The sequence below is a fragment of the Deinococcus sp. NW-56 genome (assembly GCF_002953415.1).
Lineage (GTDB): Bacteria > Deinococcota > Deinococci > Deinococcales > Deinococcaceae > Deinococcus.
Map to the genome: position 1 here is coordinate 1466259 of NZ_CP026516.1, position 25487 is coordinate 1491745.

The 25487-nt window shown below is 68.9% G+C and carries 28 protein-coding genes and 1 pseudogene; 10 read left to right on the top strand and 19 right to left on the bottom strand.

All coding sequences use genetic code 11. The annotated features are described in order from the left end of the window. Positions 1-128 precede the first annotated feature (128 nt). The 3 genes from C3K08_RS07270 to C3K08_RS07280 form a co-directional block, all read right to left on the bottom strand. Positions 129-539 carry a hypothetical protein gene (locus tag C3K08_RS07270; protein WP_158679875.1) on the bottom strand — a complete coding sequence of 137 codons (411 nt, stop codon included), beginning with the start codon at positions 537-539 and terminating at the stop codon, positions 129-131. An 840-nt stretch (positions 540-1379) separates the two neighbouring features. After that, positions 1380-2174, bottom strand: coding sequence for an IS630 family transposase (locus C3K08_RS07275; protein ID WP_158679876.1), 795 nt, complete (start codon positions 2172-2174; stop codon positions 1380-1382). After that, on the bottom strand, positions 2162-3253 hold the full coding sequence (locus C3K08_RS07280) for a transposase (protein WP_102128614.1): 1092 nt from the start codon (positions 3251-3253) through the stop codon (positions 2162-2164). The genes C3K08_RS07275 and C3K08_RS07280 overlap by 13 nt, the downstream gene beginning before the upstream one ends. Positions 3254-3291: 38 nt before the next feature. On the opposite strand from C3K08_RS07280, the gene C3K08_RS07285 reads away from it, so the two are divergent. Together C3K08_RS07285 and C3K08_RS07290 are read left to right on the top strand one after the other, a co-directional pair. After that, positions 3292-3459, top strand: a complete 168-nt coding sequence (locus C3K08_RS07285) for a hypothetical protein (RefSeq protein WP_199776890.1) — start codon at positions 3292-3294, stop codon at positions 3457-3459. Continuing rightward, a pseudogene (locus C3K08_RS07290) lies at positions 3459-4001 on the top strand (IS982 family transposase); the annotation flags it as partial. The gene C3K08_RS07285 and the pseudogene C3K08_RS07290, both read left to right, overlap by 1 nt. Here C3K08_RS07290 and C3K08_RS07295 read toward each other — a convergent pair. Both C3K08_RS07295 and C3K08_RS07300 read right to left on the bottom strand, forming a co-directional pair. Then, complete coding sequence (locus C3K08_RS07295; RefSeq protein ID WP_104990700.1) at positions 3966-4910, bottom strand: ribokinase; 945 nt, start codon at positions 4908-4910, stop codon at positions 3966-3968. The pseudogene C3K08_RS07290 and the gene C3K08_RS07295 overlap by 36 nt on opposite strands. Then, positions 4907-5437, bottom strand: a complete 531-nt coding sequence (locus C3K08_RS07300) for a nucleoside deaminase (RefSeq protein WP_104990701.1) — start codon at positions 5435-5437, stop codon at positions 4907-4909. The genes C3K08_RS07295 and C3K08_RS07300 overlap by 4 nt, the downstream gene beginning before the upstream one ends. A gap of 152 nt (positions 5438-5589) precedes the next feature. Between C3K08_RS07300 and C3K08_RS07305 the strand changes: the two genes are divergently transcribed. Next, a complete protein-coding gene (locus C3K08_RS07305) occupies positions 5590-7278 on the top strand; it encodes a long-chain fatty acid--CoA ligase (protein WP_104990702.1) in 1689 nt (562 codons plus the stop codon). Positions 7279-7485: 207 nt separating this feature from the next. Further along, positions 7486-9063 carry an L-glutamate gamma-semialdehyde dehydrogenase gene (locus C3K08_RS07310; RefSeq protein ID WP_104990703.1) on the top strand — a complete coding sequence of 526 codons (1578 nt, stop codon included), beginning with the start codon at positions 7486-7488 and terminating at the stop codon, positions 9061-9063. 2 nt (positions 9064-9065) lie between these two features. Here the strand turns inward: C3K08_RS07310 and C3K08_RS07315 are convergent, their stop codons facing one another. Next, a complete protein-coding gene (locus C3K08_RS07315; RefSeq protein ID WP_104990704.1) occupies positions 9066-9413 on the bottom strand; it encodes a DUF4180 domain-containing protein in 348 nt (115 codons plus the stop codon). 43 nt (positions 9414-9456) lie between these two features. Here C3K08_RS07315 and C3K08_RS07320 point away from each other — a divergent pair, with 43 nt between their 5' ends. From C3K08_RS07320 to C3K08_RS07330, 3 genes are read left to right on the top strand one after another with little or no spacing between them, the layout of a single operon-like run. Further along, positions 9457-9963 (top strand): DinB family protein, encoded by a 507-nt coding sequence (locus C3K08_RS07320; protein ID WP_104990705.1) that lies wholly within the window; start codon positions 9457-9459, stop codon positions 9961-9963. After that, positions 9930-10811, top strand: a complete 882-nt coding sequence (locus C3K08_RS07325) for a hypothetical protein (RefSeq protein WP_104990706.1) — start codon at positions 9930-9932, stop codon at positions 10809-10811. Before C3K08_RS07320 ends, C3K08_RS07325 begins: the two co-directional genes overlap by 34 nt. A gap of 22 nt (positions 10812-10833) precedes the next feature. After that, positions 10834-12129, top strand: a complete 1296-nt coding sequence (locus C3K08_RS07330; protein ID WP_104990707.1) for an aspartate aminotransferase family protein — start codon at positions 10834-10836, stop codon at positions 12127-12129. A 58-nt stretch (positions 12130-12187) separates the two neighbouring features. On the opposite strand, the gene map is transcribed toward C3K08_RS07330, so the two are convergent. Then, positions 12188-12949, bottom strand: coding sequence for a type I methionyl aminopeptidase (map, locus tag C3K08_RS07335; RefSeq protein WP_199776891.1), 762 nt, complete (start codon positions 12947-12949; stop codon positions 12188-12190). A 362-nt stretch (positions 12950-13311) separates the two neighbouring features. Between map and C3K08_RS07340 the strand changes: the two genes are divergently transcribed. Beyond that, on the top strand, positions 13312-14163 hold the full coding sequence (locus C3K08_RS07340) for a M55 family metallopeptidase (protein ID WP_104990709.1): 852 nt from the start codon (positions 13312-13314) through the stop codon (positions 14161-14163). Between the two features lie 3 nt (positions 14164-14166). On the opposite strand, the gene C3K08_RS07345 is transcribed toward C3K08_RS07340, so the two are convergent. Genes C3K08_RS07345 through C3K08_RS07360 form a run of 4 tightly spaced genes read right to left on the bottom strand, consistent with a single transcriptional unit; the run spans position 14167 to position 17380 of the window. Further along, a complete protein-coding gene (locus C3K08_RS07345) occupies positions 14167-14568 on the bottom strand; it encodes a DUF4259 domain-containing protein (protein ID WP_104990710.1) in 402 nt (133 codons plus the stop codon). Then, positions 14565-14984 (bottom strand): hypothetical protein, encoded by a 420-nt coding sequence (locus tag C3K08_RS07350; protein ID WP_158679877.1) that lies wholly within the window; start codon positions 14982-14984, stop codon positions 14565-14567. The genes C3K08_RS07345 and C3K08_RS07350 overlap by 4 nt, the downstream gene beginning before the upstream one ends. Further along, a complete protein-coding gene (gene ispG, locus C3K08_RS07355) occupies positions 14981-16210 on the bottom strand; it encodes a flavodoxin-dependent (E)-4-hydroxy-3-methylbut-2-enyl-diphosphate synthase (protein ID WP_104990712.1) in 1230 nt (409 codons plus the stop codon). Before ispG ends, C3K08_RS07350 begins: the two co-directional genes overlap by 4 nt. Before the next feature lie 60 nt (positions 16211-16270). Next, complete coding sequence (locus C3K08_RS07360; protein WP_104990713.1) at positions 16271-17380, bottom strand: BMP family protein; 1110 nt, start codon at positions 17378-17380, stop codon at positions 16271-16273. 204 nt (positions 17381-17584) lie between these two features. On the opposite strand from C3K08_RS07360, the gene C3K08_RS07365 reads away from it, so the two are divergent. After that, positions 17585-19417 (top strand): alpha-amylase family glycosyl hydrolase, encoded by a 1833-nt coding sequence (locus tag C3K08_RS07365; protein WP_104991975.1) that lies wholly within the window; start codon positions 17585-17587, stop codon positions 19415-19417. Here C3K08_RS07365 and C3K08_RS07370 read toward each other — a convergent pair. Beyond that, a complete protein-coding gene (locus C3K08_RS07370; protein WP_104990714.1) occupies positions 19374-19925 on the bottom strand; it encodes an AAA family ATPase in 552 nt (183 codons plus the stop codon). The genes C3K08_RS07365 and C3K08_RS07370 overlap by 44 nt on opposite strands. 103 nt (positions 19926-20028) lie before the next feature. Between C3K08_RS07370 and C3K08_RS07375 the strand changes: the two genes are divergently transcribed. Beyond that, on the top strand, positions 20029-20412 hold the full coding sequence (locus C3K08_RS07375; protein WP_104990715.1) for an NADH-quinone oxidoreductase subunit 15: 384 nt from the start codon (positions 20029-20031) through the stop codon (positions 20410-20412). Here C3K08_RS07375 and C3K08_RS18425 read toward each other — a convergent pair. The 7 genes from C3K08_RS18425 to ligA all read right to left on the bottom strand — a co-directional run bounded on the left by C3K08_RS18425 (position 20390) and on the right by ligA (position 25278). Then, on the bottom strand, positions 20390-20665 hold the full coding sequence (locus C3K08_RS18425) for a hypothetical protein (RefSeq protein WP_234009003.1): 276 nt from the start codon (positions 20663-20665) through the stop codon (positions 20390-20392). The two genes, C3K08_RS07375 and C3K08_RS18425, sit on opposite strands and share 23 nt — an antisense overlap. A gap of 6 nt (positions 20666-20671) precedes the next feature. After that, a complete protein-coding gene (locus C3K08_RS18430) occupies positions 20672-20959 on the bottom strand; it encodes a hypothetical protein (RefSeq protein WP_234009004.1) in 288 nt (95 codons plus the stop codon). Next, on the bottom strand, positions 20956-21420 hold the full coding sequence (locus C3K08_RS07385) for a divergent PAP2 family protein (RefSeq protein WP_104990716.1): 465 nt from the start codon (positions 21418-21420) through the stop codon (positions 20956-20958). The genes C3K08_RS18430 and C3K08_RS07385 overlap by 4 nt, the downstream gene beginning before the upstream one ends. A 12-nt stretch (positions 21421-21432) precedes the next feature. Next, positions 21433-22299, bottom strand: a complete 867-nt coding sequence (folD, locus tag C3K08_RS07390) for a bifunctional methylenetetrahydrofolate dehydrogenase/methenyltetrahydrofolate cyclohydrolase FolD (RefSeq protein ID WP_104990717.1) — start codon at positions 22297-22299, stop codon at positions 21433-21435. Further along, the gene (nusB, locus tag C3K08_RS07395; protein ID WP_104990718.1) at positions 22296-22784 is read right to left on the bottom strand and encodes a transcription antitermination factor NusB; all 489 of its coding nucleotides are present in this window, start codon (positions 22782-22784) and stop codon (positions 22296-22298) included. The genes folD and nusB overlap by 4 nt, the downstream gene beginning before the upstream one ends. Further along, complete coding sequence (locus C3K08_RS07400; RefSeq protein ID WP_104990719.1) at positions 22781-23122, bottom strand: Asp23/Gls24 family envelope stress response protein; 342 nt, start codon at positions 23120-23122, stop codon at positions 22781-22783. Before C3K08_RS07400 ends, nusB begins: the two co-directional genes overlap by 4 nt. A 107-nt stretch (positions 23123-23229) precedes the next feature. After that, positions 23230-25278 (bottom strand): NAD-dependent DNA ligase LigA, encoded by a 2049-nt coding sequence (gene ligA, locus C3K08_RS07405; RefSeq protein WP_104990720.1) that lies wholly within the window; start codon positions 25276-25278, stop codon positions 23230-23232. Between the last annotated feature and the right edge of the window lie 209 nt (positions 25279-25487).

Here is a 25487-nt window from a genome sequence, read left to right on the forward strand (position 1 = left end):
GGAGACGCGCGGCCCAGTGACATACCGAGCTTGAAGGGGCATCTAGGCATTCGGGCCATTTCATCAGGAATGGACGGCATGGGCTTCAAAGAATGTACTGGCCGGGAGGCTGCCTTAGGCCAGGGGCATCAGCGTTGCCGCCGCGCACGGACCAGCTTCAGGAACTCCTCCTGAAAGCCGTCAAGCACCGACTGACTGTCGATGGGCTGCACGCCGAAGCGCAGCAGCTTGAAGACATCCTTGAAGTAAGGCTTGTCAGTGATATCGACCATTTCATCCTGCTCGAACAGCGGGGTGCCGACCAGATGAATCGGGAATTCATCATCGCCAGGCTGAGGAAAGGCTCCGTCAATGCGCTGATACAGGTAGTAGGCGTCATCGTCCCACTTCCGGCCGACACACCAGATGATGCCGTTCTCCCCCGCGATTTGATTGGCAATTCCCTGCTTGGTGGTGGCAACCACGTTGCTCAACTGGATCTCTTCGCAGTCTTGCCCCATCGTCTCAGGGTTGTGATACATGACGTAGTGCCCTTGCATACACGAGAGTAGCAAGATGCGCGGACCGAGATTGGCCTCCACAAGCATCGGTGCATGTCTCCGCGTCAGGCCAGATCCGCGCCGCGCCAGCCTGGGCCACGGGCCACATCGCCGTATTTCCCTCGCTCGCCCTTCAGACCTTTTCACATGGGGAGGTGTCGGCTTCAGACTGCTGCCTTCTGGTGGTGATAACTATCTGCGGCACCCGGGTGGTGACATGAATAAAAAGTCCCCGATGAACACGAAGTCCATCGGGGGGGGTGGTGACAAATGCCTGCGTGTTGTACAAAATCCGTGTCGGAGGACAATTTACTTTCCCAATTCCAAATGTATATTCCCACTCGGCTGGGATCAGGCGCACCCCGGGGGGTGCGCTTTTTGCCGCGCAGCACGATGATTTCGCTCCCAACCCGAACCTGGACCTCCAGAAAATGGGAAAGTCGCGCGCGCCACGAAATGAGCTGGAGCGCGTATCAGACGCGACCCAGCGTACTTTCCTACTCGGGCCGATATTTTCCCACTCCGCCCGGGGAGCCAAAAAGCCGTCCTTTTCGCTGTGCTGGACGGCTTTTCTTCCGCCCTCAGGAGCGTCGCGTCCTGCCGCACCCTGACTCGACCCCCTGGGCGAACAGCAGGTCGGAAAAAAAGTGGGAAAGTTGTGCGCCTCTTCCCGAAGCACTTTCTCCGTCCAGGTCGGGCTTCAACCTACTTTCCCACTCCGCACCTGATTTTCCCACTCCCCGCCGGCCCGGACGGTCCAGCGTGCCAACCACGCCCGCCTTCCGGGGTACAGCGCTGTCCATGGGTGCTCGGACCGACCGGGACGGGCTAGTACAGCGTTCATTTAATACGAATGGCTTCGTAGTGCCGTCCTAGCGTCCGGCGGGCGACCTGGGTGGAGAACTGCCAGTTGAGGGTGACGCCCGCGCGTGAACGCGCTGCCACCCAAGCCTCGACTTCCGACCGAAGCCGTTCCAGCACTGGAATACGCCGGTTCAAGCACTGCCGCTGAAGGGCACTGAATTCCAGTTCTGCCATGTTCAGCCACGAGGCATGTTTGGGCGTGTAGACCCACTCGAAGCGGCCCACCAACCGGTGGGCCGCCTGTGGCGACATGAACTTGTAGAAACTGCCGCCGTGATGCGTATTGAGGTGGTCCTGAACCAGGGTGATCTGGACGGCTGCTGGATAGGCCCGTTCCAGGTTCTGCATGAAGGCGGTGTACTCCTCGGCGGTCCGTCGGGCACAGACCTGGACAAACCGTCGGCCTGTTTTCGGCTCGACGGCCAGCAACACAGCCGCGCTCCCAAAGCGCTGGTATTCGTAGTCTTGTTTGGCGACTCGCCCCGGTTCCGATGGAACCGGGGCCATGACGTCACCGATCAGGAAGCAGGGTTGCTCATCGAAGCACAACACGGGAAAACGGTCGTCGTAGGGCCGAGAGTACACGTCCAGAACGCGTTCCATCTCGCAGAGGAAATTCGCCGTCAGGTGCGCGATGCACCACTGCCTTTTGCGGTGCGGCTGGACCGCGTTTTTTTCAGAATGTAGAACACCGTCGACGGAGCGATGTGGTCGACCAAGTTCAGCTCTACAGCCTTCTCTGCCAGCAAGCGAATACCTCAGGAGTTGCACCTCGCATAGCGCAGTGAATAGCCGTGCTGGCGGAGAAATTCCGAGTTTCTGCTGAACGTCAGGAGCAGGCGGTTCAAATGAACGTCTGGCATGACCGTCATCAGTGCCAGAGCAGCACACGCCTCCAGGGTCATCCCGGTCTCTCGGTGCAGGATGGCCAGTGTCCAGGCCAGGAACACCAGCAGGACCCAGCGATCCAGGCCCACAGCAGTTCGCAATGCGAACTGCGCCAGACCAAACTGGTGCTTGCCCTCCTTGAAGAACGATTCCTCACTCCACCGCTTTGCCCCCTCGGCGACCACCTCGTCGCCTTCCATCAGTTCCGAAGAAACCGCGTGAAACACCCGGTCTCCACGGTCGACGCGACCCAGCACCAGCGGGTCATGCGGCCAGTTCTTCAATTCGATGTAGCCTCCATGCGGACAGTCAGCCACCGTGACCTCGCCTGGGTGCATCGTCCGCCGGGTTGACCGAACGCCCACCACAAACTCGAAGCCCAGCTGCCTGACTTCATCCAGGAAGACAGCGGATTCGAATCCGCTGTCTGCTAACACGCGAATCCGGAATCGACGACGGATCGCGTCTGGGACGGTTCGCAGAAGTTCTCGTGCCAGAGTCACTGGGGTCGCTGTCCCCTTGCCCCGGTAGACCCGGTACCCCACGGGAAACTTCACCGCTCCGTATTCGGCGAACAACACGACCAGATGGATGCCGTGAACCTCGTTGTAGACGCGAACGAAGGGCAGCGTGCTGCCCTTTTTTTCGATGCTGGTCAGGTCGACACTCAGCCGCAGGAGTGGGCGGTGTTTTCGTCGGGCCGCGACAAGCAGCGCGTCCCACTGGGCGCGCTGCAAGATGGCCCAACCCTGTGCCGTATCCCAGGGGTACTCGTTCAGGAGGCGGCTCAGCGCACTTTTGCTGACCAACTCAGCGCGGTGCAACGCCGTTTTGGTGGCAGTGTCCAGGAACATCGACAGCGCAGCCTCCAGGCTGCGCTGTTGGTAGGACGTGGTTGGAACGGCCAGGAACTCATCTGCCAGAATGCGGACGCGCTCCCCCAGAATCTGTGACGTAGACACTCCCAGATTTTCTCGGCTGGGAGCGCTTCCCCGTCGTTATGCAGGTGCAACTCCTGAGGATGACCCTGGAGGCGTGTGCTGCTCTGGCACTGATGACGGTCATGCCAGACGTTCATTTGAACCGCCTGCTCCTGACGTTCAGCAGAAACTCGGAATTTCTCCGCCAGCACGGCTATTCACTGCGCTATGCGAGGTGCAACTCCTGAGTTACACCCGTGGCCTCCGTCTCCTGGAGCGCCTCGAAGCCATCGTCAGCCCTCCCAAATGGTGCGGAGAGGTCATCATCGACTCCATGCCACTGCCCGTCTGCCGACCCAAACGAGGGAAACGCTGCGCGTTTCCTGGCGCTCGGTGGGGCTTTGGGACGCAGGGCGACGTGTACGGCTACAAGCTCCACGCCTGGGTGACGCCGGAGGGTGAAATCGTTCAGTACCTGCTGAAACCCGCCAACCTTCACGACACCACGGTCAGCTACGAGCTGAACCGCAGATGGCCGGAGTTCGGCGGGCCAAAGATCATCGGTGATAAGGGCTACTGCTGCCTGGGATACGTGTTCCCACCCAAGAAAAACTCCCGGTACGACACCGGGTGGCGGGAAGACCGCCACCCGAAGTTACGCAAGCGCATTGAAACCGTCTTCTCCCAATTGGTGGAGGCCCAAATCCGCTCCGTTCAGACGAAGACGCTCGCCTCCCTTCGCTTCCGTGTCGTCCTAGCCGTCCTCGCGCACAACCTTGCTCAGCCCTAAACGGCGTAAATTGTCATCCGACAATCCGCCAATCAAGTTGTCGATCTCCTCCCGCGTGGGCATCGCGTCCTGCGCGCCGGGGCGGGTGCAGGCCAGCGAAGCCGCGACCCCCGCCGTCCGCAGCGCCCCCGGGAGGGGTGACCCCGCGACCAGTTCGGCGGCCAGCACGCCCGCGAAGGTGTCCCCTGCTCCGGTGGTGTCCACGGGGATGACGGGGAGCGCGGCAAGGGGATACGTCTCGGCTCCAGTCACCGTCAGGCTGCCCCGCGCTCCCAGAGTCACGGTGACCGCGTGAGGTCCGGACGCGAGGAGGGCGCGGGCCTGGGCCTCCACCTCTCCCCCACCGGGGGCGAGGGCGGCCAACTCGGGTTCGTTCACGAGCAGGTGGGTGACCTGGGCGAGCAACTCGGGGTCGGGGGCCTGCACGGGAGCCGCGTTGAGAAGCACGGTCAGGCCCGCCGCCCGCGCTCGCCGCGCCGCCTCGCGGGTCACCCCGACGGGCAGTTCGCCTTGCAGCAGCAGGTGGGAGAAGGGGGCGAAGTCGGTGGGCAGATGCTCGGGCGTCATCCGGGCATTGGCGCCGCTCGCCACCGTGATCGCGTTCTCGCCGCCCTGGGCCACAGTGATCAGGGCGAGGCCCGTGGGCGCGTCCAGCGTGTGCAGCCCGCCGAGGTCCACCCCCGCCCGCGTCAGGCCGCGCAGGGCCGCCTCCTGGAAGGGGTCGGCGCCCACGGCCCCGCACAGCGCCACCCGCGCTCCGGCGAGGGCCGCCGCGACCGCCTGATTGGCCCCCTTGCCGCCCGGCGACACGCGCACGTCGCCCCCCAGGACCGTCTCACCGGGAGCAGGGATGTGGGGCGCCCGCACGGTCAGGTCGGCATTCACGCTGCCGACCACGAGCAGGGTCACTCCACCTCCGCCGTCTCGGCGGGGTAACGCTCCTGCCACAGCGCCCAGCCCTCGTCCGGAAAGGCGCGTTTGGCCTCGGGGGCGAAGAGGCGGGCGCCCTCGGCCTCCAGTTCGGGGTCGGGGCAGGGCAGCACCTGGGTCTCCTGCATGGCGGGGTGGTCGCTCCACTTGATCAACCGGCCCGAGCCGCCCCAGGGGTCGTCGGTGGCCCACACGACCCGGCCGACCCCCAGCAGGGCGGAGGCGCCGCCGCACATCAGGCAGGGTTCCAGGCTGGTGTAGAGGGTCAGCGTCTCGGGGTCCCTCAGCTTTCCCGCCGCGAAAAAGAGGTCCATCTCGGCGTGCGCCACGCTGGCAGCCCCCACATGCTCGGGCGTCTGGGCCTCCCCGACGCGGTTGCGGCCCCGGCCGATGATCTCGCCGTCGGCATTGACCAGCACCGCCCCGACGGGCGAGCTGCCCGCCTCCAGCGCTTCCCGGGCGAGGGCGAGGGCCTCCTGAAGGTAGGAACGGTGGGGGGCAGTCATGCGGCCCAGTGTGGCACGGCCCCCAGGGGAGGCGCGGGGCCGCAAGGTGAGGCTATACTGAGTCCAATTTCAAGGCGCCCCCGCCCACCCGCCGCCCCCTGCAGGCGGCGGGTGCAGCGGAGCGGGGGGCGCGAGGAGCGTGAAAGACCGGCATGGAGAGACCCTGGCTGTCCCACTACGAAGAAGGTGTGCCGCACGAGTTCACGCCGACCAACGACACCCTGCCCGACCTGCTGCGGCGCACGGCAGAGCAGTACCCCGACCGCACCGCCCTGACCTTCCTGGGCGCAAAGACGACCTACCGGGCGCTGTGGCAGCAGGCCCTGAGCTTCGCGGCGGCGCTGCAGAAGATCGGGGTTCAGCCCGGCGAGCGCGTCAGCCTGATGCTGCCCAACTGCCCGCAATTCGTGGTGGGCTTTTACGGGGCGCTGCTCGCCGGGGCCACGGTGGTCAACACCAGCCCGCTGTACACCCCGCACGAGTTGCAGCACCAGCTTCAGGACAGCGGCAGCGAGACGCTGATCCTGCTCGACGCCTTCTACCCCCGTTACGAGCAGATTGCCGGGACGGTCCCGGTGCAGCGGGTGATCGTGACCGGGATTCAGGACGCACTCCCCTTCCCGAAAAACGTGCTGTACCCGCTCAAGGCCCGCCGCGAGGGCACCTGGGTGGGCGTGAAGGCCGGGGGGTCGGTGTACTCCATGACGCAGCTCGTGCGGCAGGACGGCACGCCAGAGCCGGTAGTCATGCGTCCCGACGACGTGGCCCTGCTCCAGTACACGGGCGGCACGACCGGCGTGCCCAAGGGCGCGATGCTGACCCACCACAACCTCGTGGCGAACGCTGAGCAGGCCCGCGCGTGGATGACCGACCTGAGGGCCGGGCAGGAGGTCACGCTGGCCGCCATCCCCTTCTTCCACGTCTACGGGATGACGGTGGCGATGAACCTCAGCCTTCTGATCGGGGCGACCATCGTGCTGGTGCCCAATGCGCGGGACATCAAGATGGTGCTGGGCCAGATCGACGCGAGCGGGGCGACCCTCTTTCCCGGCGTGCCGACCCTGTACAACGCGATCAACCACCACCCCGACACCCCCAAGCACGACCTGACCAGCATCCGCGCCTGCATCAGCGGGTCGGCGCCGCTGCTGCTGGAAACGGCGCGGCAGTTCCGGCAGATCACCGGGGGCGCCAATCTGGTGGAGGGCTACGGCCTGACCGAAGCCAGCCCCATCACGCACACCAACCCGATTTTCGGTGACCAGCGCGAGGGCAGCATCGGCCTGCCGTTCCCCGGCGTGGACGCTGTGGTCATGGGCGAGGACGGCCAGCCGGTCCCGACCGGCGAGGTGGGCGAGCTGTGGGTGTCCGGCCCGATGGTCATGAAGGGGTACTACAACCGCCCCGACGAGACTGAGAAGGTGCTGCGCGAGTGGCAGGGCCAGACCTGGCTGCTGACCGGCGACATGGCCGTCATGGACGACGACGGGTACTTCCGCATCGTGGACCGCAAGAAGGACCTGATCATCGCGGGGGGCTTCAACATCTACCCGCGCGAGGTCGAGGAAGTGCTCATCGCCCACCCCGCCGTGCTAGAAGCCGCCGCCGTGGGCGTGCCCGACGAGTACCGGGGCGAGAGCGTGCACGCGGTCGTGGTCCTCAAGCCGGGGCAGGAGGCGACCGAGGCCGACATCATCGCCCACTGCCGCCGCGAACTCAGCGCCTACAAGGCGCCCCGCAGCGTGGAGTTCCGCGCCGAACTGCCCAAGACGGCGGTCGGCAAGGTGTTGCGCCGCCAGCTCGCGGACGAGGCGAAGGCGGCCCGGCAGCAGCCCGCCTGACCTTTCCCAACTGACCACGCAGGACTCCGGGGCAGCCTGGGGTCCTGCCCTTTTGGTGAGGGTCACCACCTTTCACTTGCCAGGTCAGCGGGTCTCAGAAGTCCCCGCCAGGAGTGACTTCTAAGTCCTTTTTTGCCGACTGACAGCGGGTTTGTGCCCTTTCGGAGAGCGTGTTAGGCTCGCCTTCATACCCAAGGAGGCAGGACCATGACGAACACGCTGATGGAGGGTTTCCTCCCCTTTGAACACGAGCCGTATTTCGCCTTCGGTCAGCCGGAGGTGGCCGAGCGCCAGCGGGCGGCCTACCGCGCGGTGCGGGAGAAGTATGTGGGCCAGAGCTTTCCGCTGCATATCGGCGGGCGGGCCGTGGAGGGCGAGGACACCTTCGAGGTCCGCAACCCCGCCGACACCCGCGAGGTGGTGTGGCGCTTCCCGAAGGCGACCCCGGCCCAGCGCGAAGAAGCGATTCGCTGCGCCGCCGAGGCGTTCGAGGACTGGCGCTTCTCCGACCCCCTCCAGCGGGCCACCATCTTCAAGCGGGCGGCCGAGCTGTTGCGGGCGCGGCGGATGGAATTCAACGCGGTGATGGGCCTGGAAAACGGCAAGAACTGGGCCGAGGCTGACGGCGAGGTCGCCGAGTGCGTGGACCACTTCGAGGTCTTCGCCCGCGAGACGCTGAAGTGGGCGCAGGGCAAGCCCGTCTACCCCATGCCCGACGAGCACGTCACGACCGTCTACGAGCCGCTGGGCGTGGTCGTGACCATCAGCCCGTGGAACTTCCCGGCGGCGATTCCGCTGGGCATGAGCCTGGGGGCCATCGCGGCGGGCAACACCGTAGTCTGGAAGCCCGCCTCTGAGACGCCGCTGTCAAGCCTGCTGATGGTCGAGCTGCTGTACGAGGCGGGCCTCCCGCGAGGCGTCATCCAGTTCCTGACCGGGACGGACGAGGTGCTGGGTGATCCCCTGGTGGACCACAAGGATGTCCGCATGATCGCCTTTACCGGCTCCAAGGAGATCGGCTGCCGCATCTACGAGCGGGCGGCCCGCGTGGGGCCGGGGCAGCGCTGGCTCAAGCGTGTGATCGCGGAGATGGGCGGCAAGGACCCCACGGTGGTCTGCGCCGACGGCGACATTGACGCGGCGGCGCTGGGCATCGTGCAGTCGGCCTTCGGGTACGCCGGGCAGAAGTGTTCCGCATGCAGCCGGGTCATCGCCGAGGAGAGCGTGTACGACGAGCTGCTGGAGAAGGTCGTGCGGTTGGCGGGGGAGCTGAAGGTCGGCTCGCCGGAGGAGAACGGGGCGATCGGCCCGGTGATCCATGCGGGGAGCGCCGAGCGGATCATGGGCTATATCGAGCGCGGCAAGCAGACCGCCCGCCTGGTGCTGGGCGGCGAGCGGGCGGACGCGGGCGAGGCCGAGGGCGGTTACGTGCAGCCCACCATCTTCGCGGACGTCGACCCGAAAGACCCCCTCTTTCAGGAGGAGATCTTCGGCCCGGTCCTCAGCTTCACGAAGGCCCGTGACTGGGAGCACGCCATCGAGCTGGCGAACGACTCCGAGTACGGCCTGACCGCCGCCTTCTACAGCCGCGATCCGCGCAAGATCGAGGAAGCGCGGCGGCGCATTCACGTCGGAAACCTGTACGTGAACCGCAAGTGCACGGGAGCGCTGTCGGGCACCCACGCCTTCGGCGGCTACGGCATGAGCGGCACGAACGCGAAGGTGGGCGGGCCGGACTACCTCTTCTGGTTCGTGCAGACGAAGACGGTGGCGCAGAAGTACTGAGGCTAGGGCGCGGCGCTGGCTCCGAGCCAAGCCCGCGCCTCGGCCTCGGTGCGAACAAAACGAATCAGGGGGTGGGCGGCATGCTCGTGGGCGAGTTCGCCAAAGCGTTCGCCGTGGGCCGCGAAGTCCGGCAGGACCAGCGCCGTGGGAATGCCGTAATTGGTGAGCTTCTGAAAGAGGTCGCCCGCCAGTCCGCTGCGAAGGTGGAAGAACTCCGGGCCGAGGTCCGCTTCGGTGAGGATCAGACCGCCCAAACCCCAGGCAGCGCCGATCAGGTGGGAGACGTCGGGCAGGCTCCGGACACTCACGCCCAGTTCCCCTGCCGTCTTGACCCGAGGTTCGTCCTTCATCCGGAGCAGGCTACCCCGCCTCCCCTTCTGCGAGACTGACCCCATGACCGACACCCAACCCGACCGCAACGAGCGTGCCCAGCTCGCCTTTGCCCGGCTGCTGCCCAAGCTGTTCCGGGGCGGGCAGGCCTTTGTGGGCGTGGAGGCAGCCCTGAGCGGCATGGACGCAGAGACCGCCGCCCGCCGCCCGGACGGGCTGCCGCATTCGGTGGCCGAACTGGTGGCCCACGTGAACTGGTGGAACCGCTGGATGCTCGACATCATCGAGATGGGGCAGGCCCTGCCCTACCCCGCCCACGCCGCCGACACCTGGCCTGCCGTGACCCCGGAGGACTGGCCGCGCGTCAAGGGCGAGTTCTACGAGCTGCTCGCACGGGTGGACACCCACACCGCCCGCCCGGACCTTGCCAACCCGGTCAACCACGACGAGACTATCGGCGAGCTGCTGGCCGACTTCGCCCTGCACACGGCGCACCATTTCGGGCAGGTGGTCACGGTGCGGCAGGCGCTGGGGGCGTGGCCGCCTCCGGGGGGCGGGGATACGTGGTAGACGCCGACCTCGCCGTCACTGAGCTGAACGCGGGCGACTCCAGCCGCGCCTCGCACGTGTGGCGGGTGGACACGGAGGGCGGGCCGGTCATCCTGCGGCGCTCGTGGTGGACCTCGCCCGACGTGAGTGCGTTCATGCTGGGCCTCTCGCGCCTCTTCGGGGTGGACCCGCGCGACCTGCACGCGACCGCCGACGCCTACCGCTTCTGGGGGGCGGTGGGGGCTTGGCCGGTGCCGGAGGTCCTGGGAGTCACGGACTTTCTGGGCAGCCCAGCGCTGCGGGTGGCCTTCGTTCCGGGTGAGGCTCCACGTGACCTGCGGGAAGCGGACGCGGCGGAGTTGGGGCGGCGGGTGGCGCGGGTCCATGCCCGGACAGCGGACGGCTTTGGCCCGGTAACGGGTCAGCCGTCGCATCCCCTGGCCGACTTCTACCCCCAGGCGCTGGCGGTAGTGCGTGAGTTGGCGGCGCAGTTCGGGCCGGAGGCGTGGGCAGGCCACTGGCCGGACGTGGAAGCCGCGTTCGGTGTGGCCCCCTCCCCCACCCAGGCGGTCCCGATGCTGCTGGACTGGAACGGTTCGCAGTTCGTGTGGCGAGACGGGCAGCCCTTCGCCCTGGTGGATGTGGAGGCGTCGGCCTTCGCGCCGCCCGAACTCGACCTCTGCCTGTGGGAGGTGCTGCTGGACGCGGCGAGCGCCCAGGCGTTCCGGGCCGCCTATGCCCAGACGTTGCCCTTTCCCGACCTCGGCCCGCACCGCGCGGCGTGCCGCCTGATCCTGCGGGCGCTGGAGGTGGAGGGGTCGCCGCCCCTCCCCGCGTGGCTGGCCCTGCCCCATCACTTCGACTCCTGATTCCCGAAAGGTGCCCCTCCCCGTGACCGACTCCAGCGTCTTCTACCGTTCGCGCAAGCCCTCTCCGACCGCTGTCCGTGGGGAGGGGGTGTACCTCTACGACGCGGGCGGGCGGCGCTGGCTGGACGGTTCCTCGGGGGCGCTGGTGGCGAATATCGGGCACGGGCGCCCGGAGGTCGCGGAGGCGATGGCGCGGCAGGCCCGCGAGTTGCCCTTCGTCCACGGCTCGCAGTTCACCTCGGACGTGTTGGAGGAGTACGCGGCGCGGCTGACGGCCTTCCTGGGGCTGCCGAGGTTCCGTTTCTGGGCCGTGTCGGGCGGCTCGGAGGCGAACGAGAGCGCGATCAAGCTGGCGCGGCAGTACCACGTGGAACGCGGCGAGTCGGAGCGGTACAAGGTCATCACGCGGGTGCCGAGCTACCACGGCGCCTCGCTGGGAGCGCTGGCGGCGTCGGGGATGGGGGCACGTCGGGCGATGTACGCCCCGCTGATGAACGAGGCCGCGTGGCCCAAGATGCCCAAGCCTGACCCTACCCTCTCCGGCGAGGACGACGCCGAGCGGCTGCGGGCGGTGCTGGAGGAGGCGGGGCCTTCGAGTGTCGCCGCCTTTATCTGCGAGCCCGTCGTGGGCGCATCGGATGCCGCGCTGGCCCCGAATCCGGGCTATCACGCCCGCATCGCGGAGATTTGCCGGGAGCACGGCGTCCTCTTCATCGCCGATGAGGTCATGAGCGGCATGGGCCGCTGCGGCTCACCGCTGGCGGTACGGCTGGGGGGAGACGTGACCCCGGACCTCGTGGTGCTGGGCAAGGGACTGGCGGCCGGATATGCGCCGCTGGCGGGACTGGCCGCCTCGCCGGAGACTTACCGCACGGTGATGGAGGGGTCGGGCGCCTTCCAGCACGGCTTCACCTACGCCGGGCACCCGGTCAGCGTGGCGGCGGGGCTGAGCGTGTTGGAGATCGTGGAGCGCGAGAGGCTGCCAGAACGGGCACGGGAGCAGGGGAAACGGCTGCTGGCGGGGCTGCGCGACCTCCAGGGATGTCATCCCAGCGTGCTGGAGGTGCGCGGGCACGGCCTGTTGCTGGGCGTGGTGCTAGGTGATCCCCGGACGGGCGAGGCTTGCACGGCACCGGGCCTCGCCGGGCGGGTGGCGGCGGCGGCGTGGGAGCGCGGGCTGATCACCTACCCGGGCACGGGCGCCCTGGACGGCACGCGCGGCGACCACCTGCTGCTGGGGCCGCCGCTGAGCATCACCGATGGGGAAGTGGACGAGATGCTCGCGGCGCTGGACGGGGCGCTGGAGGCAGTGGGCTAAGGTCTACAAGAGAGGGGAGCCGCCCGGCCTAGCCAGCGGCTCCCCCTTCTTCCTGCCCCTACAGCGTCAGAACCTCGTGGCCCTTGGGCGTCACGACCACCGTGTGCTCGAACTGGGCGCTGGGCTGCTTGTCGGCGGTGATGACCGTCCAGCCGTCGGAGAGCAGCCGGGTCTCCGGGCGACCGAGGTTGATCATCGGCTCAACCGTGAACACCATGCCGGGCTGGAGCTTGAGACCGGTGTACCGCGCCCCGTGATGGTAGATGGTGGGTTCCTCGTGCAGCCGCTTGCCGATGCCGTGGCCGGTGTACTCGCGGACCACACCGAACCCGCGCGACTCGGCGAGGGTCTGAATGGCGTGGCCGATATCGCCCGTGCGTCCCCCCGGCCGCACCTGCTCCAGCCCGGCAGCGAGGCACTCGCGGGTGGTGTCCACCAGCGCCTGTACCTCGGGGCGCACCTGCCCCACCGTGTAGGTGTAGCAGGCGTCGCCATAGACGCCGTCCATGTACACGCCGATGTCCACCCCGATGATGTCCCCCTCCTGCAACTCGCGCGGGCCGGGGATGCCGTGGCAGATCACCTCGTTGACGGACGCACAGATCGTGCCGGGAAAGGGGTTGGTCCTGGGGCCATAGCCCAGGTAGGCGGGCGCGGCCCCGTTCTTGCGGATATGTTCCTCGGCGAGGCGGTCGAGGTCGGCCAGGGTGACGCCGGGCTTGACATGCGGCTCCAGCACCCGGAAGCTCTCGGCGACGAGCGCCCCCGCGCGGCGCATGGCTTCGATCTCGCGGGCGGATTTCAGGGCGACTCGGCTCATAACGGATGAGGCTAGCACACGGCTGCCGGGCCGCCGGGAACCCTGGGCACGCTACGTAGGGCCGACTCACGTCGAATGTTTTGCTCCTCCCCTTGAGGGGGGAGGCCGGGACTGGTACAGCTCTGCGGAGCAGCTCTACGAGTCCGCAGGAGAGGGGGTGAGCGGGCACGCCCTCCCAGCGTGGCTGAACGGCTCTGGCGGTGTCCTCCGAGTGGCTTCTGGATGCCAGGCCTGCTCACCCCCTCCCCGACCCTCCCCCCTCAAGGGGGAGGGAGAAAGCCTCACCAGAAACGCGTTTCTCCCTTCTCAACCGAAAAGTCCATATCGACGTGAGTCGGCCCTAGCACGCTACGCTGCCCGGCATGAACGTCGTGATCAGCGTGGATATGGAGGGCGTGTGCGGGGTGGCAAGCTGGGTGCAGGTCAGCCCGCCCGAGTTTGGCGGCCTGGTGAACCCGACCGAGTACCAGGCCGCCCGCACCCAGATGACGCTGGAAGCGGCGGCGGCAGCCGAGGGGGCACTCGCCGCAGGCGCGACGGGTGTGCTGGTGAACGACTCGCACGACACGATGCGAAACCTCCTGCCCGAGCTGCTGCCGCGCGGCGTGCGCTTCACGACCGGGAACGACAAGCCGCTGAGCATGGTCCAGGGCGTGCAGGAGGAGGGCGTGGGGGCACTCCTCTTCGTGGGCTACCACGCGCGGGCGGGCAGCGTGCGCGGGCCGCTGGCGCATACCTGGAACGGCTTTATCCGGGATGTGCGGGTGAATGGCCGCTCCACAGGCGAGTACGGCCTGAATGCCCTCGTCGCCGGGCACTACGGGGTGCCTGTGGCGTTCGCCGCCGGGGACGATGTGGCCCTGGCAGAGATCACGGCGGAGCTGGGAGAAGGGGTGGTCACCGTGCCCGTCAAGGAGGGGCTGAGCACCTATGCCGCTGTCCACCTCCACCCCCAGGAGGCCCGCGAGCGCATCCGGGAAGCTGCCGAGCGAGCGGTGCGGGCGGCGAAAACGGCCACTCCGTACACGACCCGGTGGCCTGCCCACGCCGAGCTGCGCTTCGACCATCAGGCCCGCGCCGATCAGTGCGAGCGGGTGCCCGGCGTTACGCGGGTGGACGCCGAGACGGTGGCCTGGGAGAGCGGGGCCGCGCTGCACCTCTTCGGCATGTTCCGAATGCTGGCGCGGGTGGCGGAGATCAAGCTGAACGCCTGAGCGTCAGCCCAGTACCTCCCGCACCCGCTCCACCTCGGCCCGCCAAGCCGCCTCATCCTCGGCGTCGGCCCACAGGTCGGGGAGGTCGCTGTCTCCGGCGATCACGCGTGAGACGGCGGCGTGGGCCACGTCGCGCAGGCCCGCCAGCTCGGCGGCGTCGGCCCCGGCGACCCAGGCCCGCAGGCCCGCGTCGGTGAGGCGGGAGGTGTCGCCCGTCAACACGGCGGCCATCACCTCGGCAGCGGCCAGGGTGCGCCAGCCCTCCTCGGCGGCAAGGAAGTCAGTGTCGGGGTCGAGGGCCACGTCGAAGGCTTCGGCCAGGGCAAAGGCACCGTCCTGGGTCACTTCCTGCGCGAAAGCCGCGCCGACTTCGTTCTCGAATGCACCGGGTCCCCAGAGGTTCATGGGGCCAGCTTACGTGGGTTCAGCCTGGTGCCCAAGGCGGCTAGCGCGGCGCTCAACCGCTCGGCCAGTGCCTCGTCCTCTGTGGTCAGGTGCAGATCGCCCTCGTGACAGAACAGCAGCTCGAAAGGCTGCCCCGCCTCAGGGACAAGGCCGCTCCACCACCAGTCGTCGCGGCCGAGGGTGAAGCCCAGCGCCTGCCTGTTCCGGAGCAGAGGAAGGAGTTCGGATACCGGGCACCGCACCTCCGCCCACTGCAACGCTCCGAACGCCGGACTGTCCCCAAACGCCGATTCGGTCCAGCCATGCAGGGTCGTGACCTCGGTGACGCCGCACTTCGCCAGCACACCTATGACGGCCTCGGCCACACGCGGCCAGCGTTCCGAGTGAATCCAGGGCGTGTCCCAGCGCCGGGTCACCCCTGGACTGTCTTCTGCCCGTACCGCTCCTCCACATACTTGTCGAGCAGCGCCTGAAAGTCCTCCACGATGCGCGGCCCCCTCAAGGTGGTGAGCAGCTTGCCGTCCTGGTAGACGGGGGCGCGGGGGTCTTCCCCGGTGCCGGGCAGCGAGATGCCGATGTGGGCGTGCTTGCTCTCGCCGGGGCCATTCACCACGCAGCCCATCACGGCGACCTGCATCTCCTCCACGCCGGGGTACTTCACCTTCCACTCGGGCATGGCGTCGCGGATATAGTCCTGAATCTGTCCGGCGAGGTGCTGGAAAAAGGTGGAAGTCGTGCGCCCGCAGCCGGGGCAACTCGTAACTTGGGGGAGGAACTGCCGCAAGCCGAGGCTCTGGAGAATCTGCTGGGCGACCTCCACCTCCAGCTTGCGCGGGGCGCCCGGCTCGGGCGTGAGCGACACGCGGATGGTGTCCCCGATCCCCTCGGTGAGCAGTGGCGCGAGGGCCACACTGGACGCCACCATGCCCTTCATGCCGATGCCCGCTTCGGTCAGGCCGAGGTGCAGCGGGTAGTCGCACAGCGGCGCGAGCTGGCGGTAGACCTGCCACAGTTCGGGGGCAGAGCTGACCTTGACCGAGATGATGATTTTGTCGTGGGGCAGCCCCAGCCGCTCGGCGTAGCGGGCCGACTCCAGCGCGGAGGTCACCATCGCGTCGATGGTCACGTCGGTGGTGGATTTGGGATTCCCCGCCGCCGCATTCTCGTCCATCAGGCGGGCGAGGACCTGCTGGTCGAGGCTGCCCCAGTTCACGCCGATGCGGACGGGCTTGCCGTACTGCTTCGCCACCTCGATCATCGTGGCGAAGTTGGCGTCGTGGTGCTGCCCGGCGCCCACGTTGCCGGGGTTGATGCGGTACTTGGCGAGCAGCCGGGCGGTTTCGGGAAACTCGGCCAGCAGGATGTGCCCGTTGTAGTGGAAGTCCCCGACCAGGGGCACGTTCAGCCCGAGAAGGCGCAGCCGCTCCACGATCTCGGGAATGGCGGCGGCAGCTTCGCGGGTGTTGACGGTCACGCGCACGATCTCGGACCCGGCGCGGGCGAGCTGGGCGACCTGCATGGCCGTGGCCTCGGCGTCGGCGGTGTCGGTGTTCGTCATGGACTGCACGACGACGGGGTGATTGCTTCCCACGGGCACGCGGCCCACCCAGGTGGTCACGGTCTGACGGCGCGGCGTCCTCATATGCGGGCAGTCTACCCGCGCCCGTGCGGGACGTTGGGAGCGGGGGCTACTGGGCGGGTCCTACTGGGCGGGCACCTTGACCGTGCCCTTGACGATCAGGGCCTGCAACTTCTCCAGATTGACCTTCATCTGGGACGGAATCAGGGCCTCGTTGTAGCGGTCGAAGGCCAGCCCGATGCCGCCGTTGCTCAGGCCGAAGGAACGGTCGCCGCTTTTCCAGGGCCGCCCCATCGCCACGTCCTTGACCACGGTATAGACGGCGTTGTCCACCCGCTTGAGCATGGAGGTCAGGCCGTGGTTGAGGGTGGCCGGGTTCTTGTCGAAGTCGCCCAGCGCGTTCTGGTTGGTGTCCACCCCGATAAAGAAGACCGGGCGGCTGTCGCCCGCGCAGGCCTTGCGGTAGGCGGCGCTCTTGGGAACCGCCGCGTAGGGGTCGGCGCGGAACTTCAGGTCGGGGGGCAGCGTCCCCACCTTGAGGCAGGGCTGGGCCTTGATGTGGTCGATCACGCCCCGGCCACTCGCGCCCGCCGCCGCGTAGATGATGTCGTTGCCGTTGCGGGTAAGCTGCGCGGTGAGCATTTTGGCGGTGCCCGGCAGGTTAAAGCCCGCGCTGGAGTCACTGACATACACGCTGGTGACCTGACAGTCGGGGCAGGCGAAGGCCACCCCCGCCTCGAAGCCCGCCTTGAAGCGCCGAATCACCGGAATGTCGGTGCCGCCGATAAAGCCCACCCGCCCGGTCGCGCTCTGCTTGCCCGCGAGGTACCCGGCCAGGAAGCTCCCCTCCTGCTCGCGGAAGCGCAGGCCCACGGTGTTGGCCCCCTTGGGCAGGTCGTCCACCAGGATAAAGCGCGTGTCCGGGGCCTTGGCTGCCGCCGCCGTGAGCGCCGCGTTGTTGGCGTAGCCCACCCCGACCACGACCTTCGCCCCCGAGCGCACCAGACTGGGGATGCCGCGCCCAACCTCGTCGTACTGCCCCGGCTCGAAGGTGCGGACCTGCCCGCCCGTCTCGGCGATCACCCGCTGAACTCCCTGGTACACCGTCTGGTTGAATCCTCCATCCTGACGGCCCCCCAGGTCGAATCCGATGCCCACCGTGAAGCCGATGGCATGGGCGGAACCGAGCAGCAGGGCGGGCAAGGAGACCAGCAACGCGGATTGTGGACGCATACACTATCTTTCCCAGCCTCCTCTTACAGAGGCCTGACGCCGGTGGGGGGGGTGGGGGTATCCGCGACCCCCTTGACCACACCCCACCGGGCCGCGCAGACTGCCCCCAAACCAGAAGGCAACGCTTGCTCCCCGCCGGGCACGACCTCTCTCCGCAGTGACAGGAGGAGGGCCGTGCCCGGCGAATGCGGCATGGAGGCAGAAATGAACGACCACAGAACAGGGATCAGCGCCGCGCATGACCATACCCCCGGCTACACGGGGCGGTTGGGAGCGGAGATAGGCGAGGGCGTCCGGCTGCGGCTGCGCGTGGCAGGTGAGGGGGCCGGGGACGTGACGGGTGTGCGGCTCGACTTCGTGCGGGTGGGCGAGATCGAGAGCGTGCGGGCGGCCGAGGTCGGCGGGGCCGGAGAGGGCCGCTGGTTCGAGGCCGAGTTGCCGCTGGACGCCGCCCGCGTGCGTTACGCCTGGACGCTGGAACTGCCCGGCGACAGCCTGCACCTCACCGCGCTGGGGGTGCACCGGGTGCGGCGAGGCTTTCGGAGCTGGTTTCAGTACCTGGCCGGGCACCGGGCGCCCGAGTGGGCGTGGCGCAGCGTCTTTTACCAGATTTTTCCCGACCGCTTTCGCAACGGCGACCCCGCGAACGACGTGCGGGACGGCGAATACGTCTACCAGGGCCGCCCGGTGGAAAAGGCCGAGTGGGGCGCCCCCATCACCAAAGCGGGCGACATCCACGCCCACTACGGCGGCGACCTCCAGGGGGTGACCCAGGCGCTGCCGTACCTGGAGGACCTGGGGGTGAACGCGCTGTGGCTCACGCCGATCTTCGTCTCGCCGTCCAACCACCGCTACGACATCAGCGATTACCGCCACGTGGACCCGCACCTCGGGGGGGACGCGGCCTGGGACGAGTTGCAGGCGGCGGCGGACGCGCGGGGCTTCCGGCTGGTGCTCGACGGGGTGTTCAACCATGTGGGCAACGAGCACGCCCTCTTCCGGGCGGCGCTGGAGGACGGGGCGGCGCCCGAACGGTCCCTGTTTACCTGGCGCGACGAGCCGGGCAAGCCGCCCTACCACGCTTTCTTCGACCTGCCCAGCCTGCCCAAGATCGACTACCGGGCGCCGGAGGCGGTGTCCGAGTTCCTGAACGGCGAGCGCAGCGTGGTCCGCGAGTGGCTGCGGCGGGGCGCGGCGGGCTGGCGGCTGGACGTGGCGCACATGATCGGCACGGGCGGCAGCGACGAGGACAATCTGGAACTGCACCGGGCGCTTAAGGCCGCGGCCCGCGAGGAACGGCCCGACGCCTATGTTTTCGGCGAACGCTTCTTCGACCCCGAGCACGCGCTGGACGGCCAGGGCGAGGACGGCGCGATGAACTACCACGGCTTCGGGCTGCCGGTGATGCAGTGGCTGGGTGGGCAGGACCACTACGGCCGCCCCAGCCGCCCAGACGGCGAGGAGCTGGCCGAGCTGCTGCATGACGCCTGGCACGTCCTCGCGCCGCCCATCGCGCTGAGCATGTTCAACCTCCTCGAATCGCACGACATCGGGCGGGCGCTCTACCGGCTGGGCGAGGACCGGACGCGATTTCTGGCGGCCTTCACCCTGCTGATGGGCTATCCCGGCGTGCCCTGCACCTACTACGGCAGCGAGGTGGGTCTCAGCCAGCGCCAGCCGGGCATGATGCCGTGGTGCCGCGAGAGCATGCCCTGGGACGAGGCCGCCTGGGACACGGGGCTGCGGGAGCGGGTGCAGGCCCTGATCCGGCTGCGGCGGAGCACGCGGGTCTTGCAGGAGGGCACCTTACGCTTCCTGCACGCCCAGGCCGATGCCGTGGCCTTTCTGCGGGAATACACGGACGCGGAGGGCGGGGTCGAGCGGGCCGTGGTCGTCGCCAGCCGCCGCTCGGAGGCCCATCCCGTGACGCTGACCCTCCCGGCGGGCGAGTGGCGTGACGGGCTGCGCGGCGAGCCGCTGACGGGCGGCGAGGTCACGCTGGACGCGGCGGGCGGGCGGGTGCTGCTTCAGGGCTGAGGGCCGCCAGCCACCGCGCCGCTTCGCCCGGCGTACGCAGCCGCACGACCCGCAGGTGCGGATGGGCGGCGAGGTGCCCCGGCGTCTCGCGACGGCGTTTCCAGTGGGTCTTGAAAAACCACGCCAGGATGCCGTCGCGGGTGAACTGCACGTGCAGGCGTTCGCGGTTGCCGTTCCACAGCTCCTCGCGTGTCAGGCTGCGCCGCAGCGTGCGCGTGAGCAGCCGCCAAAACACGACCTGACCGGGGTAATCTAGCCACACCAGCGTGTCGGCCCGCGCCCAGCCGATGTCCCGCGCCTTGGAATAGTTGCCGTCCATGACCCAGGCGTTCCCGGCGGTGAAGGCGGCGACCTGGGCGCGGAACTCCTCGAGCGGGGCCTCCTGCCAGCCGGGGAGGTGGTTCCAGGCGTCCTGCTCGCCGTGGGGCACCCCCAGCCGCGCGGCTAACGCACGGGCCAGGGTGGTCTTGCCGCTGCCGGTGGTGCCGATCACGATGACTCGCTGCATGCGGGGCAGGAAATCACGGCTCTATGTGCGAAGGCATCCGCCATCCGGCCGGGGCTGAGAGCTGATGGCTCACGGCTGACCGCTTGCTATGCTGCCCCCAGACATGGCACACGCAGATGACGGGCGGCTGTACGCGCAGTGGGTCGAGCTTCTTTCGTGGCTGGAATCGGAGGCGGCGGCGCGGGGACTGGGCTTCCAGAAGGTCGCGGACTTTCCCGACTACATCTACCGCATGGAGCGGCCCTACGACCTGCCCACCACGGTGATGAGCGTGGCGCTCACGGCGAACGGGCAGCCCCTGATGGTCGCGGCGGTCAGTCCCCGGCACGTGGACCTGAAGGGCGTCTCGCTGCGGCTGATGGGCGGCAGCAAGCACTGGCACCTCCACGCGGGCGGGGCCGGGTTGCTGGAGGGCAAGCGGCCCTTCACGCGGGAGCGGCTCTCGCAACTCGTGGAGGGGGCGGTCAGGGGGCTGGCAGCGGTCTGACCGCATCGAGTATCAGCGAGACAAACCCCAGGTGCCCCTCCCGGTTGCGGTGGTCCAGCCGCCGAGAACGGTAGATCGGGCCGGTGGTCACGTCCCAGTCGTGGGCGTGAAACCGGCCCGAGTCGTCGCAGTATTCGAGCAGCCGGACCTCGAACCCCGCGTCCCGGAACACGGCGCTCAGACGGCGGTAGGCATAGACGACCTTGTGATCGGCGGCCGGATGGTCAGCGGGGCCAGGGCCACCCACCTGCACGGTGCGCTAGTACTCGGGGTCGGGGAAGTGGGCGTCGGGCACGGCCACGCGCAGGAAGCCGCCAGGCTCCAGATACCCGAAGCACAGGCGGGCGGCGGCGCGGCCTTCCTCCTCGGTCAGGTGTTCCCAGACGTGCTCGCACAGCAGGGCGTCGGCCCGCCGCTCCCCGAACCACGCGGCCCAGGTGGTGGGGTCCAGCAGGTCCAGTTCCTCACGCCCGGTGGGAATCCAGCCGTCCCAGCGCTGGTCCCCCGCCCCGATGAGAACCCGCAGGGAACCGGAGGCCGGGATCACAGCACCCGGAAGGCCACGAAGGCCATGCCGACTCCGATCAGGGTGCCCACCAGCACTTCCAGATAGGTGTGCCCCAGCAGCACCCGCAGGGGCAGCGGTGCGAAGCCCTCGCGCACGACGGTCCGCAGTTCCTCCACGAGTTCATTCAGCAGCCGCGCCTGCATCCCGCTGGAGTGGCGCACCCCCGTCGCGTCGTACATCACGATCAGGGCGAAGACGGCGCTGGCGGCAAAGAGGGGGCTGCCCATGCCCTGGGTGATCGCCACCCCGGTCGTCAGGGCGGCCACCATCGCGGAGTGGCTGGACGGCATGCCGCCCGTTTCCATAAAGGCGGCCGGGCGCCAGCGCCGCTCCAGCAGCAGGATCAGCAGCACCTTGATCACCTGCGCCCCGGTAGAGGCCAGCACCGCCGTCCACAACCAGCGGTTCCCGAGCAGGTCGTCGAGAGGGGAAGTCGTCACAGGGCAGGGAGTCTAGCGCGGCTGGGGCCGCCCCAGCCGACGCTCGGCCGCCGTGACAGTGTTGGCGAGCAGGGCGGCGATGGTCATCGGGCCGACCCCGCCCGGCACGGGTGTCAAGGCCCCGGCGACCTCTGCCACGTCCGGATGCACGTCGCCCGTCAGGTGGGAGGCGCCTGACCCATCCACCACCCGGTTGATCCCCACGTCCACCACGGCCGCGCCGGGCCGCACCATCTCCGGCGTGATGAGGTGCGGGCGGCCCGCCGCGACGACGAGCACCTCCGCCTCCCGCGTGACGGCCCCCAGGTCGGGCGTGCGGCTGTGCGCCAGCGTGACCGTCGCGTCGGCGGCGAGCAGCAGCGCGGCCATCGGGCGGCCCACGATGGCGCTGCGGCCCACCACGGCGGCCCGCCGTCCCCTGACCGGGATGCCGTAGTGCTCCAGCAGAAACATGACCCCGGCGGGCGTGCAGGGGAGCAGGCCGGGCCGCCCCGACCACAGCTCGCCCACGTTGACCGGGTGGAAGCCGTCCACGTCCTTGGCCGGGTTCACCGCCCGCAGCACCGCTGCCTCATCAATGTGGGGCGGGAGGGGAAGCTGCACCAGAATCCCGTCCACATCGGGGGCGGCGTTCAGCTCGGCGATCAGCGCGAGGAGGTCGGCCTGTGAGGTGCTCTCGGACAGGGCGTGAACCGTGCTCCGAAGACCCACCTCCCGCGCCTTGCGGTCCTTGCCGCGCACATAGCTCACCGAGGCGGGGTCGTCGCCCAGGCGCACGATGGCGAGGCCGGGGGGTCTGGGCAGGGCACGGGCACGCGCCGCCGCCCCCGAGAGCAGCGCGGCGGCGGCGGGCGCTCCGGCGAGAACCTGGGCGGTCACGCGCCCGGGCGCTCCGGCAGGCTGCGGCTGAGGCCCCCCAGCACCCCGTTCACGAAGCGGCCCGAGTCCTCGCCGCCGAACTTGCGGGCGATGCGCACGGCGCTCTCGATCACCGGGGGGTGCGGTTCGTCCGTGTGCAGCAGCTCGTAGGTCGCCAGCCGCAGCACGTTGAGGTCGGTCTGGGCCATCTGCTCGAAGTCCCAGCCGCGAATGGTCCGGCGCAGGTGGTCGTCGACCTCGGCGCGGTGCGCGTCCAGGCCCTCCACGAGTTGCCGGGCAAAGGCCAGCGCTTCCTCGTTCAGCGGGGTGAAGGTGTCGTCGCCCTCGCGCATGGCGCCCTCCGCGCGGGTGAAGACGGCGGACAGCGGCATTCCTGTGTTCGCTCCGCCGCCCCGCTCGGCCTCGAACAGCACGCGGAAGGCAAACTCGCGGGCGGCCCGGCGGGTGCCGACGGGCTGCTGGGCACGGTCGCGGCGGCGGGTCAAGCGGCCCCCTCGCGCGGGAGGGTCACGCCCAGCACGCTGACGTTGACGGCCTTGACCTTCAGCCCAGTCATCAGCTCGATGTTCTCGCAGACGGCGCCCTGCGCCTGCCGCGCCAGCCCGACGAGGCTGCGGCCGTATTCCACATTCAGGCCCACGTCCACGGTGACCTGTCCGCCCTCGCGGGTGACCCGCAGGGCACGGGGGCGGCGCGGCCCGCCCTGCTGCCGCAGCACCTCGCCCACCTTGAGGGGCGCGGCGGCGATCTCCACGCCCTCGATGCCGTCCAGCGTCGTGGCGGCGATGTCCGTCAGGACACTTTTGCTGATGTCTACGTCCATATCAGCAGACAGTGTAGCCGGGGGAGGTGGGAGGCTTGTGGCGTGTGGGGCGGGGAGGAGGGTGGGCGACGCTCCTCACGCCGCCCACCCCCTCGCCAAGCCAGGGGTTAGACGCCGCGCTCTGCCAGCAGCGCCGCCAGCCCAGCCTCGTCCAGCACCGCGACGCCCAGTTCCTGCGCCCGCGTGAGCTTGCTGCCCGCGTCCTCGCCCGCGACGAGGTAGGAGGTCTTCCCCGTCACGCTGCCGGAGACGCGGGCACCCGCGGCCTCCAGCTCCGCCTTGATGGCCTCGCGGGGGCGCGAAAGGCTCCCGGTGAGGACGAAGGTGAGTCCGGCGAGGGCGTCGCCGCGCGGGGCCGCCTCCTCGACCGGGGCGACCCCCGCCCCGCGCAGGCGGCGCAGCAGGTCGCGCATCGTCTCGTCGGCGAGGGCAGCGGTCACCGTCTGGGCCAGAACGCCGCCCATACCGGGCACCGCCTCGATCTGCTCCGGCGTGGCCGCCAGCAGCGCGTCCAGCGTGCCGAAGGCGCGGGCCAGGGCCTGGGCGCCGCGCTCGCCCACGTGTGGGATGCCCAGCGCGTGAATCAGGCGCCACAGCGGGCGGGTCTTGCTGGCCTCCAGTTGCGCGAGCACGTTGGCGGCCTTCTTCTCGCCGCTGCGCTCCAGAGCGGCGAGCTGTTCGGCAGTGAGGTGGTAGAAGTCGGCGGCGTCCCGCACGAGGCCCACGGCGAGGAGCTGCTCGATCAGCTTTTCCCCCAGCCCCCGCACGTCCATCGCCCCCCGGCTCACGAAGTGGCGCAGCCGCTCGTACTGCTGCGCGGGGCAGGCAGGATTGGGGCAATAGGTGTTGGCGTCACCCTCGGCCCGCACCGCCTCATGCCCGCACTCGGGGCAGTGGGTCGGAAAGACGTAGGGCTGGGCACCTTCGGGCCGTTTGCCCACGACCACCCGCAGAATCTGGGGAATCACCCCGCCCGACTTGCGCACGACCACGGTGTCGCCGATCCGCAGGTCCATGTCACGGATGTAATCCTCGTTGTGGAGGGTCGCCCGGCTCACCGTGCTGCCCTCGATCAGCCGGGGTGAGAGGTGCGCCAGCGGCGCGAGTTTCCCGGTGCGGCCCACGTTGATGACGATGTCTTCCAGCACCGTCTCGACCTCCTCCACCGGGAACTTGTAGGCGATGGCCCACCTTGGAGCGCGGCTGGTAAAGCCCGCCTCCTCCTGCATCGCGAGGGGATCGAGCTTGAGCACGGTGCCGTCCGCGTCGAACTCGAAGCCCGAGCGGCCCCCGGTCATGCGGCGGTGGTAGTCGGCGGCGGCCCCGATCCCCGTGACGGTCTCCGAGTAGCGGCTGGTCGGGAAGCCCTGCGAGGCCAGCCACGCGAGCAGTTCGGCCTGGGTCCGCACGGGTACGCCGTCGCGCTTGCCCAGGCTGTAGAAGATCGCTTTGAGGTTGCGGGAGCGCGTCACTTCCGGGTCCTTCTGCCGGAGTGCCCCGGCCGCCCCGTTGCGGGGGTTTTTCAGCAGCGGCAGGCCGAGTTCCTCGGCGCGGGCGTTGTAGGCGGCGAAGTCGGCCCGCGAGAGGTAGACCTCGCCGCGCACCTCTAACTCCCCGGTCAGGCCCGGCAGCTCGCGCGGAATGCCCGGCACGGTAAGGACCTGCTCGGTGACGAGTTCGCCCGTGGTCCCGTTGCCGCGCGTGGCGGCCCACTGGAGCACCCCGTCCACGTAGTACAGGTTCACGCTCAGGCCGTCGATCTTGAGTTCGCCCGTGTAGGTGAAGCCGTCGTACTCGGGCGGCAGCCCCAGCGCCCGCGCGAGCTTCTCCTGCCACTCGCGCAGCTCGTCGTCGTCGAAGACGTTGTCGAGGCTGGTCATCGGGGTGGGGTGGTTCACGGGCTGAAAGGCCGTGCTAGGTGCCCCCCCGACCGCCTGGGTGGGCGTGCTCTCCCCCACCCATTCGGGGTGCGCTTCCTCCAGGGCACGCAGCTCGCGCACCATCCGGTCGTACACGTCGTCGGGAATCTCGGGGTTGTCGAGTTCGTAGTAGGCGCGGGCGTGGCGCTCGACCTCCGAGCGCAGGGCCAGGTAGTCGGCCTGGGTCGCCTCGGTGGGGGGAGTGATGGGGGGGGTACCGGGGACGGCCTCGGTCATGGGAAGCAGCCTAGAGCATTTGCCGGAAAGGGGCTTTTTCCGTCTCTTGGGGCCGGGAAAAGTACCCAGGGCAGAAGGTCAGCGCGAGGGCGCCCCGGCCTTCCAGCTTCCGCTTTTCCATTCCAGTGCCGCCGACTAAGAAAGCTTCAAGACCGTCCGAAGGCTGCCTCAAGCCCAGTTCATCCACCGGGGGGAATGGTGACCCCTGC